The sequence below is a fragment of the Paraburkholderia panacisoli genome (assembly GCF_008369935.1).
GTDB lineage: Bacteria > Pseudomonadota > Gammaproteobacteria > Burkholderiales > Burkholderiaceae > Paraburkholderia > Paraburkholderia panacisoli.
Window position 1 is genome coordinate 1 of record NZ_VTUZ01000093.1, and the last position, 13,107, is coordinate 13,107.

11 protein-coding genes are annotated in these 13,107 nt (G+C 63.9%); 5 read left to right on the forward strand and 6 right to left on the reverse strand.

What is annotated here, in order from left to right; translation table 11 throughout:
- Positions 1-592: 592 nt before the first annotated feature.
- Both FVF58_RS49825 and FVF58_RS52195 read left to right on the forward strand, forming a co-directional pair.
- Positions 593-1,297, forward strand: a complete 705-nt coding sequence (locus FVF58_RS49825; RefSeq protein ID WP_149676813.1) for a PIG-L family deacetylase — start codon at positions 593-595, stop codon at positions 1,295-1,297.
- A gap of 114 nt (positions 1,298-1,411) precedes the next feature.
- Positions 1,412-1,552 carry a hypothetical protein gene (locus tag FVF58_RS52195; RefSeq protein ID WP_167335679.1) on the forward strand — a complete coding sequence of 47 codons (141 nt, stop codon included), beginning with the start codon at positions 1,412-1,414 and terminating at the stop codon, positions 1,550-1,552.
- Between the two features lie 44 nt (positions 1,553-1,596).
- Here the strand turns inward: FVF58_RS52195 and FVF58_RS49830 are convergent, their stop codons facing one another.
- The 3 genes from FVF58_RS49830 to aepX are packed head-to-tail and all read right to left on the reverse strand — an operon-like array spanning position 1,597 to position 5,599.
- Positions 1,597-2,664: a 2-aminoethylphosphonate aminotransferase gene (locus FVF58_RS49830; protein WP_149676814.1), complete on the reverse strand. Its 1,068-nt coding sequence runs from the start codon at positions 2,662-2,664 to the stop codon at positions 1,597-1,599.
- 11 nt (positions 2,665-2,675) lie between these two features.
- Complete coding sequence (gene aepY, locus FVF58_RS49835) at positions 2,676-3,839, reverse strand: phosphonopyruvate decarboxylase (RefSeq protein WP_149676815.1); 1,164 nt, start codon at positions 3,837-3,839, stop codon at positions 2,676-2,678.
- Entirely contained in the window at positions 3,836-5,599 is a 1,764-nt protein-coding gene (gene aepX, locus FVF58_RS49840) for a phosphoenolpyruvate mutase (protein WP_149676816.1), read from the reverse strand. The genes aepY and aepX overlap by 4 nt, the downstream gene beginning before the upstream one ends.
- A 579-nt stretch (positions 5,600-6,178) precedes the next feature.
- Here aepX and FVF58_RS49845 point away from each other — a divergent pair.
- Together FVF58_RS49845 and FVF58_RS49850 are read left to right on the forward strand one after the other, a co-directional pair.
- On the forward strand, positions 6,179-7,720 hold the full coding sequence (locus FVF58_RS49845) for a methyl-accepting chemotaxis protein (RefSeq protein WP_149676817.1): 1,542 nt from the start codon (positions 6,179-6,181) through the stop codon (positions 7,718-7,720).
- 698 nt (positions 7,721-8,418) lie between these two features.
- On the forward strand, positions 8,419-10,158 hold the full coding sequence (locus FVF58_RS49850) for a peptidoglycan D,D-transpeptidase FtsI family protein (protein ID WP_149676818.1): 1,740 nt from the start codon (positions 8,419-8,421) through the stop codon (positions 10,156-10,158).
- A gap of 237 nt (positions 10,159-10,395) precedes the next feature.
- On the opposite strand, the gene FVF58_RS49855 is transcribed toward FVF58_RS49850, so the two are convergent.
- Positions 10,396-11,511, reverse strand: coding sequence for a GGDEF domain-containing protein (locus FVF58_RS49855; RefSeq protein ID WP_149676819.1), 1,116 nt, complete (start codon positions 11,509-11,511; stop codon positions 10,396-10,398).
- 257 nt (positions 11,512-11,768) lie between these two features.
- Here FVF58_RS49855 and FVF58_RS49860 point away from each other — a divergent pair, with 257 nt between their 5' ends.
- The gene (locus FVF58_RS49860) at positions 11,769-12,026 is read left to right on the forward strand and encodes a DUF2866 domain-containing protein (RefSeq protein WP_149676821.1); all 258 of its coding nucleotides are present in this window, start codon (positions 11,769-11,771) and stop codon (positions 12,024-12,026) included.
- Positions 12,027-12,056: 30 nt separating this feature from the next.
- On the opposite strand, the gene FVF58_RS49865 is transcribed toward FVF58_RS49860, so the two are convergent.
- On the reverse strand, positions 12,057-12,704 hold the full coding sequence (locus FVF58_RS49865) for a 2-hydroxychromene-2-carboxylate isomerase (protein WP_149676820.1): 648 nt from the start codon (positions 12,702-12,704) through the stop codon (positions 12,057-12,059).
- A 187-nt stretch (positions 12,705-12,891) separates the two neighbouring features.
- Positions 12,892-13,107, reverse strand: a 216-nt coding sequence (locus tag FVF58_RS52415) for a hypothetical protein (protein ID WP_223191245.1), incomplete at its 5' end; no start/stop codon positions are given.

The window sequence follows — 13,107 nt, forward strand, 5'->3', positions numbered from 1 at the left end:
TGCACCTCGTCGAAAAATGCAGGGTTCTCGCGTTAATGTGCCAGGTTCCTGCAAATCTCACAACACCATTTCGACCTCAAAGCTCCGTCGCATAAAGCCTTTCGGGTTATTCAGGGCGGACTAGGTATGCGGCAGCGCCTGGATCGCGGGATTGCTGCGCGCACTTGATCGAAGCGGACGTTTGAGCGGATGCTGTATATCTATCCAGCATTTTCTCCGCATGGGCTGGCGCTTTTCACCGCGTGTGCCCACCGCACGTACGCATGAAACGCATGCCGATCGAACCGTCCTTTGCCGCATGGCGCAGCGCGGCGCGAGAACAGCTGCGCCAAGGCATCGCGCCGCAGACGCCGTTTTCACCGCCGCAAACAGTGAGGCAATCCGGGAGCCCTCTCCGATACGACGGTGAGGGTCTGCGGGAGCCAACCAGAGCCGGCAGGAACAACAGAAGCCCTCTCCAGGCACGCCGCTTGCACCGGCGACAACCGCGCAATCCGCCCCGATTGCGCCTAAGCTGAGGTGACGCCGTGTTTTTCCCACGCGAGCCGACGCGTCCCACGCAGCCGGCCACGCATCGACTCCCTACACGCCCATGAGCGAAACCAGCCCACGCCTGTTCATTGTCTCGCCCCATTTCGACGACGCCGTATTCAGTTGCGGCGCATTGCTCGCTGCGCATCCCGACGCGGCGGTCTGCACGGTGTTCGCCGCGCCGCCCGAGCACGAAATGCATACCGAGTGGGATGCAAAATCAGGCTTCGCGAGCTCCCGCGAGGCGGTCCACGAACGCACGCTGGAGGACAACCGCGCGCTCGAGATGCTCGACGCGATTCCGCTACGCATGCCGTTTAGCGACAGCCAGTACGCCGACTCGCCGTCGATCAGCAAAATGGCGGCGGCGCTCGAGGAAACGATTTATCGCACCACCGCGAACACCCTGCTGATGCCGCTCGGCCTGCACCACGACGATCACGCGCGCGTCTTCGAAGCCTGCTGCGAAATCCTGCCGCGGCTCTCGCATCTGGAATGGTTCGGCTACGAGGAAGCGATTCACCGGCGCACGCCCGGCGTGGTGCAGGCGCGGCTCGCCGATCTCGCGCAGCGCGGCATCGTGGCGACGCCGGCTCATCCGAGCGCCGGCCATACGATCGACGTGCAACGCCGCGCGCAACTCAAGCGTGAAGCGGTGCATGCGTATGCCAGCCAGCTGCGCGCGTTCGGCGCGGGCAACTACGACGACATCTTCGCCACCGAGCGTTACTGGCAACTGAGCGTGGGCCGTCGCGCAAAAAAGTAAGCGGCGAAGCGCGGCGGAAACGCCTACGCTAGAAGTGAAATGACCAGCGCCCGGTCGAGCAGCATCGCCCGCACCAGGCGCAATTCAACTACAGGGGATGCAATGAGCTACGACATGCATACAAGTCCAATTCCCGACCCTAACGCCGATCCGAACCGCGATCCGGAGGCCGACCCGCTGGTGCCGCCGTCGCCGGGTCATCACGTCGAGGAGCCGCAGCGGCCCGATGGACCGCCGGACAAAGATCCCGTGTGAGCGTTTCGCGCCGCGCGGTGCATGCGGCGCGCACGGCGCGTGAATCAGCGCGTCAGTTCGCTAAAGCCTTGCAGCAGACGGTCGATATCGGCGGCGTGAATATCGCCCATCGTCGAGATGCGGAACAGTTCGGCCGACAAGCCGCCCTGCCCCGCATAGATGACGAAGCCGCGCGCCTTTAACGCGTCGTGCAGTTGCAGATATGCGATGCCGTCGGGCAGCCGGTAGGCGCGCAGCACCACCGACGACTGCTCCGGCGGCAACACGCTGCCGATGCCCCGCTCGGCCAGCCCCGCCCGCGCCTGTTCCGCAAGCGCCGCATAACGCGCGTGACGCGCGCGCCAGCCACCTTCGTCGGCGAGTTCGCGCAGCGCTTCGACGAGCGCGTAGTACGCGTGGACCGACGGCGTGAACGGCGTGTTGCGCTGATCCTGCAACCGCGCGAGCCGCGCGAGATCCAGGTAGTACGTGCGGCTCGCCGCCTGCGCGAGCGCGGCGCGACGCACCAGCACGAACGACGCCCCCGGCACGCCATGCAGACATTTGTTCGCGGTGGCCGCGACCGCGTCGAGACTGCTATCGGCGAAGTCGATCGATTCGGCGCCGAAGCTGCTGACGCCGTCCACCAGCAGGCGCACTCCGCGCTCGCGGCAAATCGCGCCGAGCGCCGCCAGATCGTTCAGACGGCCCGTGGTCGTTTCGTGGTGAATCACCGCGACGTGCGTGAACGCCTTGTCCGCAGCGAGGCATCCGGCGATCTTCGCCAGGTCCGGCGCGTGCATCCAGTCGTGCTTCAGCGATTCATGCGCGATGCCGTACTGCGCGGCGATCTGCGAAATACGCTCGCCGTACACGCCGTTTTCCACCACCAGCAGTTTCCCGTTTTGCGGCACCAACGCGGCAGTCATGCTTTCGACGGCGGCCGTGCCGGAGCCGGTCATCAGCACCGCCTGCCATTCGCTGGCGTCGAGTCCGTACAGATCGACGAGACGCGTGCGGGCCTCTTCCTGCAAGTCGAAAAACTCGCTTTCGCGGTGGCACAGGTCCGTCTGCAACAGGCTGTTGCGAACGCGTTCGGTGAGCGTCACCGGGCCGGGATTGAGCAGCAGCATGGAGGCTCCTTTCAAGCGGCGCCGATGTGGCGCATCAGGCGCGTCTTCACATCGGGCGGAGTGATGGTGGGACGCGGCAGGCCATCCGGCGTGCCGCGGCGAATCGTGAGGCGCGCGAAGCGCGGACCGTCCGCGAGTGGCGCGTTGAAGAGTTCGTCGATCACGGCCGGGTCGTCGCTTTCAACCGCCGACGCATAACCGCACGCGGCCGCCACCCCCGCAAACGAGACTTGCGGCGACACCGTCGCCTGACCGCCGGTCGAGTCGTGCGCACCGTTATCGAGCAGCACGTGCGTGAGATTGCCCGGACCGTATGCACCGAGTGTCGCGAACGCGCCCATGCGCATCAGCGCGGCGCCGTCGCCGTCGAGCGCGACCACGTGCAAGTCGGGACGCGCGAGCGCGAGACCAAGCGCGAACGGCGTCACGCAACCCATCGAGCCGACCATGTACAACTGGTTCGGACGGTCGTCAATCGCGTAGAGTTCGCGGCCGCAAAATCCGGTCGACGCCAGCACCACCGTCGATTCGAGCGGCGTGTGCGCGATCACCTTCTTCAACGCGTCGTGACGCGAAGCCAGTTCGCCCGCCGCGACATCGCGGAACTGCGCACGCGGCGCAACCGCCGCACGGCGCACGCGCGCGCCGCTGTCTTTCAACTCGTACGGCGCGACGCTGCCTTTCTGCATCACGAGCGCATACGGGCGGCCGGTTTCATCCATGTGCGCGATCGCGCGGTCCAGCGCTGGACCGATCGCGTCGGCTTCGGTCGGGAAGGTCTCCCACGGAATCTCCATCGTGTCGAGCATCGCGGGCGTGACGGGTCCCATCAGCGCGTGCTGCGGTTCGTCGGCGACACCCGGCTGGCCGCGCCACGTGACGATCAGCAATTGCGGCAGACGGAAGGTCCACGTGAGCGAGGTCAACGGGCTCACGGCGTTGCCGAGCCCGGAGTTCTGCATCATCGTGACGCCGCGCCGGCCTTTGCGCGCGCCGAGCGTGACGCCCGCGATCAGCGCGACCGCGTCGCCTTCATTGGCCGCCGACACGTAATGCAGCGACTCGTCCTGCAGCACATAGTTGATGAACGGCGTCAGATACGAGCACGGCACGCCCGCGTACCAGTCGAAGCCGCGTTCGCGCGCGGCCTCGACGAACTGTGCGGCTTCGATCATCGCGTGGCTCCGTTCGTGGCGTTCGTGGTGCTCTTCGCCGCGTTGCCGGTCGTGGCCGCGAACGGCGCTTGCCCGTGCGCGAAGTCGCCCGCGCGACGGAAGTCGTCGAGATCGTTCACACCGCGCCAGTGGCCATGCACGTACTGCACCTCGATCGATTCACCGGCTTCGATCAGCGCGTTCAGCAGCTCGGGCATGTCGAGCGAAGCGAAATCCGCGCGCGCCCGCAACCGGCTCATCACCGCCTGCAGACGCTCGCGGCCGGCCTCGCGCACGTTCAACAGACCGACCCAGCGGCCATGCGGCGCTTGCGATGCAATCGCCGCCGACGCGTGCTGCCCGCTCGACACGTGACGCAGCAGAACCTTGTTGCCGAACAGACCCCGGTCATCGCCCGCCGAGCACCACGCGAAATCGCGCACGCTGGCGTTTTCCGTATCGGTCAGCGACGAATCCACCACCACGCTGAACGCCGCTTCGCTCTCCACGAGATCGCGCAGAATATAGCTGCGAAACAGCAGGTCGCCGTACGAGATGACCGTGTCGCCCGTCAGCTTGTCTTGCGCGACCCGGTCTAGCGCGACCCGGTCTAGCGCGCACGCGAGCGATGCGAGTTCGCCGGTCTGCGCGTGCTGTTCGTTGACGACGAGCTTGATGCCCGCCGTGTCAATCGCATCGGCGCGATAGCCGCCGACCACCGTGATGTCGTTGACGCCCTGCTTCTTGAATGCGTCGACGAGCCAGCGTAAGAGCGGCTTGCCAGCGATCGGCAGCATCACTTTCGGGCGGTCTTCGGTGACGGCTTCGAGGCCCTTGCCGCGGCTCGCGGCGAGCACGACGGCGGCGCCGGCCGCGCGGCCGCTCGACAGATAGCGGTCTTCGGCTTCCGAGTATTCGTCGGCGTCCTGCAGGCGGAAGATTTCGTTGACGGCGGCAATGCTGTCTTCGACGTTGACGAGCGTTTCGCTCGAATGGATTTCCTTCGCAACGGCCTGCATCGCCGAGGTCGCCGCGCGGATCAGATGATTCGCCCAGATCACGGTGCTGATGCCCGCTTCGCGGAACACCTCGGTCGGCGTGCTGTAGTACTTGGTCGGCACGATCACGAGCGGCCCGCGGCCGGCCCACTCGCGCGCGAACTCGAGAATTTCATCGGGGCGCGAGAGCTTGCTGTGAATCAGAATCGCGTCCGCGCCGGCTTGCCGATAGGCTTCCGCGCGGCGCAGCGCCTCGTCCATACCCCAGCCCGCGATCAGCGCTTCGACGCGCGCGACGATCGAGAAATTTTCGTCGGACTGCGAATCCTTGCCGGCCTTGATCTTGCCGCAGAATTCGTCCATATCGGCAAGCGGCTGCGCTTCGCCGTTGATGAAGCTGTTGGTCTTCGGGAACTGCTTGTCTTCGATACAGACGCCGGCGATGCCGCGCTGTTCGAGCTTGCGTACGAGGCGGCGCACGTTGTTGAAGTTGCCGTAGCCGGTGTCGCCGTCGAGCAGGATCGGCAGATCGCTGGCGTCGGCCATGAATTCGAGCGTGTCGACCACCTGGGTCCAGCTTGCTTCGTTATTGTCGCGCACGCCGTATTGCGCGGAGATCGCAAGGCCCGAGCCCCAGATCGCTTTGAAGCCGGCTTCACGGACGATTCGCGCGGACAGGCCGTTATGGGCCTCCATCATGAATTCGAGTTCGTTGCTGACGAGCATCTGGCGCAGGCGCGCGCTACGGGTCGCTGCGATGAAGGCGGGTTGGCGGGCATTCATGTTCTTTACTCCGGATGGCGGGCTTATTGGTGCTCTTTTTGCCCGGCTGGCGACTGGAAAATGGCGACTATAGCGGAATTTTTATTTATTCGTCTTTTCGCCGACCCGAGTTCTTTGCGCGTTGCGGTTAAGTGGAAAAATGTGCTGTTTTCTGCATCCTCGCAGTATTCGAATTATTCTGGATTTGATTGGCGTTTTGTGGCAAATTGACGCAGATCAAGCCTGGCATGGGCTAGCGCGCTTTTAAATGGATTTGATTACCTTTAATCGTCGTGATGATCTGAATTTTTAATATTCAGCTATATGGGCATCCGCTAATTAATTCGAGCTTCCCGGTTTTTCTCGGTAGCGAATAAAACCGGCAATCGACAACCCAATAAACTATTTTCCACGAACCATTAAAAATCGATAGCAAAGCAGAAACACCCTATAAATCAGATGAATAACAACCGGAAACAACGGGTTTCCCCTGCCTGCGGAGCAAACCCCGGCGCGCCGTAAACACAGTGAGCAACAAGCCAATCGCCAAAAGCGAACTCAACACCGATCGACCCCCTTGCAAAAGCAAAGCTCATTGCTATGACTCTGAACAAAAAACTGGCTTCCATGATTGCCGTTCTATGGATCGGCCTGATTCTGATCGGCGGCTTCGGCGCATGGCAAAACCGCGCGTCGATGATCTCGGACCGCCGTGATCAATTGACCGCTCTGATCGATCAGGGCAACCACATCGTCGCCCGCTACTACACGCTGGCCCAACAGCACACGCTCTCCGAAGCCGACGCGAAGCAGCAGGCGCTCGACATGCTGGCGGCGATGCGTTACGGCAAGGACGGCTACATCTCCGTCAACGATTCGCAGCCCGTCATGCTGATGCACCCGTTCAAGCAGGAACTGGTCGGCAAGAACCTTGCGCAGTTCGCCGACCCGGCAGGCCACCATCTGTTCGTCGATATCGTCAACGCGGGCAATCACGACGGCGGCGGCTTCGTCGATTATTTGTGGGCGAAGCCCGGCAGCGAACAACCTGTGGCCAAGACCAGCTACTCGGTACACTTCGCGCCGTGGGACTGGTATCTCGTCACCGGCATGTACATGGACGACGTGCAAAGCGCGTTCTACGCCAATCTGCTGCGCTGGCTCGCGATCACCGTGACGCTCGGCGCCATCGCCACGGCGGTCATGCTGCTGGTGCTGCGCAGTATTCGCCGCTCGCTCGGCGGCGATCTCGAAGTGGCTGTCGAACACGCGCAGCTGATGGCGCAGGGCAATCTCGCGGCGCGCATGCCGGTCGCCCCGCATGACACCGGCAGCCTGCTGCGTGCACTGCAGACCATGCAGGCGGGTCTTGTCGAAACGGTGTCGCGCGTGCGTCTGGGTACCGAGAACATCAACATCGGCGCGACCGAAATCGCCGCCGGCAACACGGACCTCTCGCAGCGCACCGAGGAACAGGCCGCGGCGCTCGTCGAAACCGCGTCGAGCATGGATCAGATGACTGTCAACGTGAAGCAGAACGCCGATAGTGCGATGCAGGCCGCGCAGCTCGCCGGCCAGGCCGCGGATGTCGCCTCGCGCGGCAGCCGCGTGGTCGACGACGTGGTGCGCACGATGGGCGAGATCACCGCCAGCTCCAGACAGATCGGCGACATCATCGGCGTGATCGACGGCATTGCGTTCCAGACCAACATTCTCGCGCTCAATGCGGCCGTCGAAGCGGCCCGCGCCGGCGAACAGGGACGCGGCTTCGCGGTGGTCGCCGCCGAAGTGCGCAGCCTCGCGCAGCGCTCGGCGACGGCGGCCAAGGAGATCAAGGCGTTGATCGAAACTTCGACGGATACCGTCGAAACCGGCGCGTCGCTGGTCGCCAACGCGGGCTCGACGATGGGCGAGATCGTGCAGTCGGTGCGTCGTGTGAACGAGATTCTCGAAGAGATCAGCAACGCTTCGCGCGAGCAGAGCGCGGGCATCGAGCAGGTCAATCGCGCGGTCGGCGAAATGGATCAGGTGACGCAGCAGAACGCGGCGCTCGTCGAACAGGCCGCGGCCGCGGCTCATTCGCTGAAGGACCAAGTGGGTGTGCTGCGCGAGGCGATTTCGAGTTTCGCGTTGCCGGCTTGAGGTTTGAGGCTTGAGGTGACGCTAAAGAAAAGCACCTAAAAAAAAAGAAGGCGCTCGACAGGGCAGAGAGCGCCTCTTTAACACGCCGCGTCGGAGTCGACGCATTGATCGAACGAATCAGCCGCGCGGATTTTGCAAGTCCGCGCGGCTTTTTCGTTGCTCGGCACGCAGTCGTTCTGCACCTCTCGCCTTGCCTCGCTCGCCGTACGCGGCAAACGCTTACCACGTTCCATCGAGCAACGGCTGCTTTCCGACCCGCGGGATGGGACGACCCGCGCTGTCCAGGCTACGCGCAAGCACCGCTCAGTCAAGCCAGCCCAGTGCTCGCGTCATGCTGCTGCACCTCCTGCATCTCATGCACAAGCGATTGTTGCCGCAGCCACGGCCGACGCGCCGATGAGCCTGCGCCTCGGCCTGTGCTTCGGCCTGCGCTTCGGCCTGCGCTTCGGCCTGCGCTTCGGCCTGCACCATCAGCATTGCACTCGGTAGCGGCACCTTGCACGCCGTGCTGCCTGCCACTCTCCGCTTGCATGAAGCTCGCATCAAGATTACGTTCTTATTACAATCAGGACGCTGCCAAAGCCGAACACGAGCCCGCCGTCGTCGTGCCGGCCCACGCGGCAGTTGCCAACTCAAGCCGTCCGCCGCCGATCCGGGCGGCCCAGATGCAAGTTAATCGAGTCCGTTATCCGCACCCAATGACCCAGAAGAAGCAATCGCAGCCGCATGATCCGTACGCGCCCGTCGCGAAGAACCCGCTGCTGGCCGCGCGTTTGCCCGCGTGGCGTTCGAAGTTCATCGTCCTGCTGGTGTTCGGCGCGTTCGCGACGCTGGCGGCCCGCGCGTTCTGGGTCCAGGTGGTGAACCAGGACTTCTACGTCGATCAGGGTCAAAAGCGCTATCAGCGCACCATCGAACTCGACGCGACGCGCGGACGGATCGTCGACCGCAACGGCTCGATGCTCGCCATCAGCCTCGCGACGTACGAAATCTGGGCGTCGCCGAAGCAGATCGACGAGGCCACCGTCGCGCCACTGTCGAAGCTGCTCGACCTGCCGCTCGCGGAATTACGCCGGCGTCTGAACGGCGACAAGAGTTTCGTGCTGCTCAAACGCCAGGTGGACGCCGACACCGCCGCGCATCTGTCCCGGCTGGGCCTCGCCGGCATCACGCAGATCGCGGATTCGAAGCGCTTTTATCCCGAAGGCGAGTCGGCCGCGCATGTGGTCGGCTTCACGGATATCGAGGACAACGGCCAGGAAGGCGTCGAGCTGGCCGCCAACGCGCAGTTGCTCGGCGTGCCTGGCCAGCGCGAGGTGATCCGCGACCGGCTCGGCCGCGTGGTGTCCGAGACGCGGCCGCTCGTGCCCGCGCGAAACGGCGACACGATCCATTTGACGATCGACCGGCGCATCCAGCAACTCGCGTACGCGCAACTGAAGGAAGCGATAGCGAAACATCACGCCGAGGCCGGCAGCGTCGTGGTGCTCGATGCGCGCAACGGCGAGATTCTCGCGCTCGCCAACTACCCGAGCTTCGACCCGAACGACCGCGCCCGCCTGACCGGCCGGCAACTGCGCAACCGCGCGGTGGTCGACACCTTCGAACCGGGCTCGACGATCAAGCCGGTGGTCGTCGCGTTGTCGATCGACAAGGGCAAGGTGCGGCCGCAAAGCGTGATCGACACCGCGCCCGGCTGGTACAGGATCGGCCCGGCCGTGATTCACGACACGTCGAATCACGGCGTGATGACCGTTTCCGAAGCGGTGCAGAAGTCGAGCAATATCGCACTCGCCAAACTCGCGCTGAACCTGCCGGCCGAGACGATCTGGACCAAATACCAGCAATACGGGCTCGGCCTGCGGCCCGAACTGACCTTTCCGGGCGTCGCGTCCGGCAAGGTGCGTCCGTACAAACGCTGGCGCCCGATCGAACAGGCGACCATGGCGTATGGCTACGGGCTGTCAGCTTCGCTGCTGCAGATCGCGCAGGTCTACACCGCGTATGCCGGCGACGGCACGATGCAGCGCGTGAGTCTGCTGCGCGATGCGACAGGCGCCGCCGCGCAGTCGCCGTCCGCCGATCGCGACCTCGCGGTGACGAAACCGGCCACCGCGCGGGCGATCCGCGCGATGCTGGAAATGGCGACCGGCGAAGGCGGCACGGGACGCGCAGCCGCAGTGACGGGCTACCGGATCGGCGGCAAGACCGGCACGGCGCGCAAACAGGTCGGCGCGGGCTACGCGAAGAACCGCTACCGCGCGCTGTTCGTCGGCATGGCGCCGATGAGCGACCCTCGGCTGATCGTCGCGGTGATGATCGACGATCCGGCCGGCAAGGCGTTTTACGGCGGCACGGTGGCCGGGCCGGTGTTCAGCGGAGTGACGGGCGGCGCGCTGCAATTGCTCGGAGTGCCGCCGGATGCGCCGGGCGTTTGAAGCACGCCTGAAGCACTTTGGAAGTGCACGGCGGGCCGTCGAATGCGCCCGGCATCCCTAACTTCGCTTCAGTTCTATGGTCAACTTTGACTGAGCAATACGCGAAAGGCCTCGCCAGGCTAATTCTCGCGCTGGACGTCGGCGTCAGCGTGCGTTGCCAGTTGCGTGAGCAACCGGCAACACCTGAATGTGCCGATGGTGTTTTGTGGCAAATCAGCGGTAAAGCAGCTGCCAAAGTCAGCGTGCCGCTTCATCGCCGCCCGCTTTCACCAACGCCTCGACACGATTGCGGCCATTGCGTTTGGCCTGATACATCGCGCGATCGGCTTCCTCCATCATCGCGCGACCGAGCGAAACCGCGTCGGCCGGCGCACCGCCTGCCATGCGCGCCGCGACGCCGATCGACACCGTCAACGCAATGCGTTCGCCGTGATCGTCCTGCAGACCCAGTCTTTCGACCGCCAACCGCACACGCTCAGCGACGATAAGCGCATCGGCCCGATCGCCTTGCAGCAGCGCGGCGAACTCTTCTCCGCCGTAGCGTGCGACAGTATCGCCCAGCCGCACCTGCTGCCGCACACAGGCCGCCACTGCCGCCAATGCGCGGTCGCCGCTCTGATGACCGTAGGTATCGTTGATGCGTTTGAAGCTGTCGATATCAATGAAAAGACACGATACCGGCACACCGTAACGCGCCGCGCGCATCAGTTCCTCGCGCAGCCGCTCGTCGAAATAGCGGCGATTCGCGAGGCCCGTCAGCGAGTCGGTCATGCCGAGCTGCTTGAGCCGCTCGCGATGCGCGACGTTGTCGAGACTCGCGGTCACGATGCTCGCGAAGCGCTCCAGAATGTCCGTGGCCATGCCGTCGCCAAAACGCGACGGGTGGTCACTGCCCAGACACAGATAGCCGCTGACGGTGTCGGCGGCCGCAAGCGGCAACAGGATCGCGCTCGCCGGCGTATGCGCGGCGCCGAAGAATGCGCGGCGCGCGCCGTCGTCAAGCTCGCCCGGCCTGCCAAGCCATGGCCGGCCCTCTTTGCACAGACCCTGCGCGGCGAGTCCGCCCTCGCGCGAAGTCTTCAGGCCCGGATGATCGAGCGCCCGCAAGGCAATCGGCTCGAGTAGTTCGAGCAATATCGGCGCGCGGTCGTCGAGCCACAGCGTCACGCTCGCCAGAGAGAATTCCTGCGGCAGATGATTGAACAGAATGTCGAGAAACGACGCGAAATCCTGCGCGCCGATCAAACGCAACTCGACGTTCTGGAAGCGGCGCAAGGTGCGCTCGTTGTGCTGCACGGTGTCGACTAGCGAGCGAAGCCGCTCGGAGAGCGGCGTTTGGGCGAGATTCGTCACGGTATGAGGTTGCGAGCCCGAAGGCAAAGCGGGGTAGCGGCCCCAACCGTCGTAATAACGGCCGATGCGGTGAAGTCTTGAGGGCCGGTTCGCAGCGCAGGCCTTTGCCGCCTCTTAAGTTTGGCTTAATTCTTCCCTGCAACCATGGCGCACACCATCCCCTGTTGGGCCGCCAGAACATCGGCGGCACTTTTTTAAGGGGTATCGACGACCCGCAGAAAAACGGGCTGCACGCCCGAGAAGAAGGAGTCAAAAACATGGTTGAAGAGACAGTATTCGAGCATCTGCGCGCCATGCCCGGCAACGATTGGGTTCGCCAGATCCACTCATGCAAGGTCTCGGACCCGCTGCAGCCGCCTTGGGGACGTTCATACCGGCTCGTCGAATGGACCATGAAGCACACACCCGAATCGAGCCGCCGGGTCGTCCCTGCGGAGAGCACACCGCTCGAAATCGCTCAGGCCGTCGTCTCTCATGTGCCCGGCCGCCGTTTCTGCCAGCACGGCGACGAATAACATTCACCCACATCCGGCGCACTGATTGCGCTAGCCGCGCGGCGCGGCCAAAGCGCAATATTCCAGCGCATCGTCCAGCCGGTCATTGCCCCAAAACATTTCACCGCCGACAAAAAACGTCGGTGCGCCGAAGATCCCTTTGCCCGCGGCCATGCTGGTCTGCTCGCGCAGGCGCAGCTTGTTCGCTTCGTTTTGCGCGTCGGCGATGATCTGCTGCGCGGACAAGCCGAGTTCGTCGAGCGCTTCTTTCACTACCTCTGCTGAACCGATGTCGCGGTCGTCGGCGAAATTCAGTTGCATGATCTTGCGGCAGTAGGGGGCCATCCACGGCTGATCCGCGCCCAGCAACGCCACGCGCATCGCCAGCAGCGCAGCACGTGGAAAGACAGTGGGACGGGTGAGCGCGAGGCCGTATTTGCGGCATTGGCGTTCCATGTCCCTCCACACGTATGCGCCCTTCTTTTCCTGCAACACGAACGGCGAATTGTCGAAGCCGAGGTCGCGAAACACGGGGCCCAGCAGGAACGGGCGCCAAAGAATCCGCACACCGTGTGCCTCCGCCTGTGCGTCGATGCGCATCACGCTGAGGTAGCTGTAGTTGCTGCCGAAGTCGAACCAGAACTCGATTTCCGGTAACGATGCAAACGTGTTTGCAGTTGATGACGCCGTGCCAGTCATGGTCGCCTCCGGATCATATGCGGCCTACTCGGCCATTCGCTGTCGCCGATGCAGTGCGCCTTTGCAATGCTGAACCGTTGCGCGGGACCGTTCTACCTATGATGGGCCCATCCCCACGCCACGTGGACGGTTCACGCCATGAATTATCCGAACGACATGCTCACCGCCACCTGTCATTTCATCCTGCTCACGTCATCGCGGCTTCACTGAGGTTTGGATTCGCAGCCATTAGCGAAAACTCGCCGACACGCTCGACATGATTTCGTAAAAAACGGAATATGTTACGGTAGGAATGCCCCTTACGGGACACCCCCCGCGCAGATCCCGGCGTGCGCGATTCACGCACCGGGCTCCTGCCTCGGGTGGTTGGCGGCAAACCGTACCGCAGGCCATGGATGAAGAA

Excerpts from the sequence above, each read along its gene's own strand:
- aepX (WP_149676816.1), bottom strand. The coding sequence starts at position 5,599 with ATGAATGCCCGCCAACCCGCCTTCATCGCAGCGACCCGTAGCGCGCGC.
- FVF58_RS49830 (WP_149676814.1), bottom strand. The coding sequence starts at position 2,664 with ATGCTGCTGCTCAATCCCGGCCCGGTGACGCTCACCGAACGCGTTCGC.
- FVF58_RS49850 (WP_149676818.1), top strand. The coding sequence starts at position 8,419 with ATGACCCAGAAGAAGCAATCGCAGCCGCATGATCCGTACGCGCCCGTC.
- aepY (WP_149676815.1), bottom strand. The coding sequence starts at position 3,839 with ATGATCGAAGCCGCACAGTTCGTCGAGGCCGCGCGCGAACGCGGCTTC.
- FVF58_RS52195 (WP_167335679.1), top strand. The coding sequence starts at position 1,412 with ATGCATACAAGTCCAATTCCCGACCCTAACGCCGATCCGAACCGCGAT.
- FVF58_RS49845 (WP_149676817.1), top strand. The coding sequence starts at position 6,179 with ATGACTCTGAACAAAAAACTGGCTTCCATGATTGCCGTTCTATGGATC.
- FVF58_RS49865 (WP_149676820.1), bottom strand. The coding sequence starts at position 12,704 with ATGACTGGCACGGCGTCATCAACTGCAAACACGTTTGCATCGTTACCG.
- FVF58_RS49860 (WP_149676821.1), top strand. The coding sequence starts at position 11,769 with ATGGTTGAAGAGACAGTATTCGAGCATCTGCGCGCCATGCCCGGCAAC.
- FVF58_RS49825 (WP_149676813.1), top strand. The coding sequence starts at position 593 with ATGAGCGAAACCAGCCCACGCCTGTTCATTGTCTCGCCCCATTTCGAC.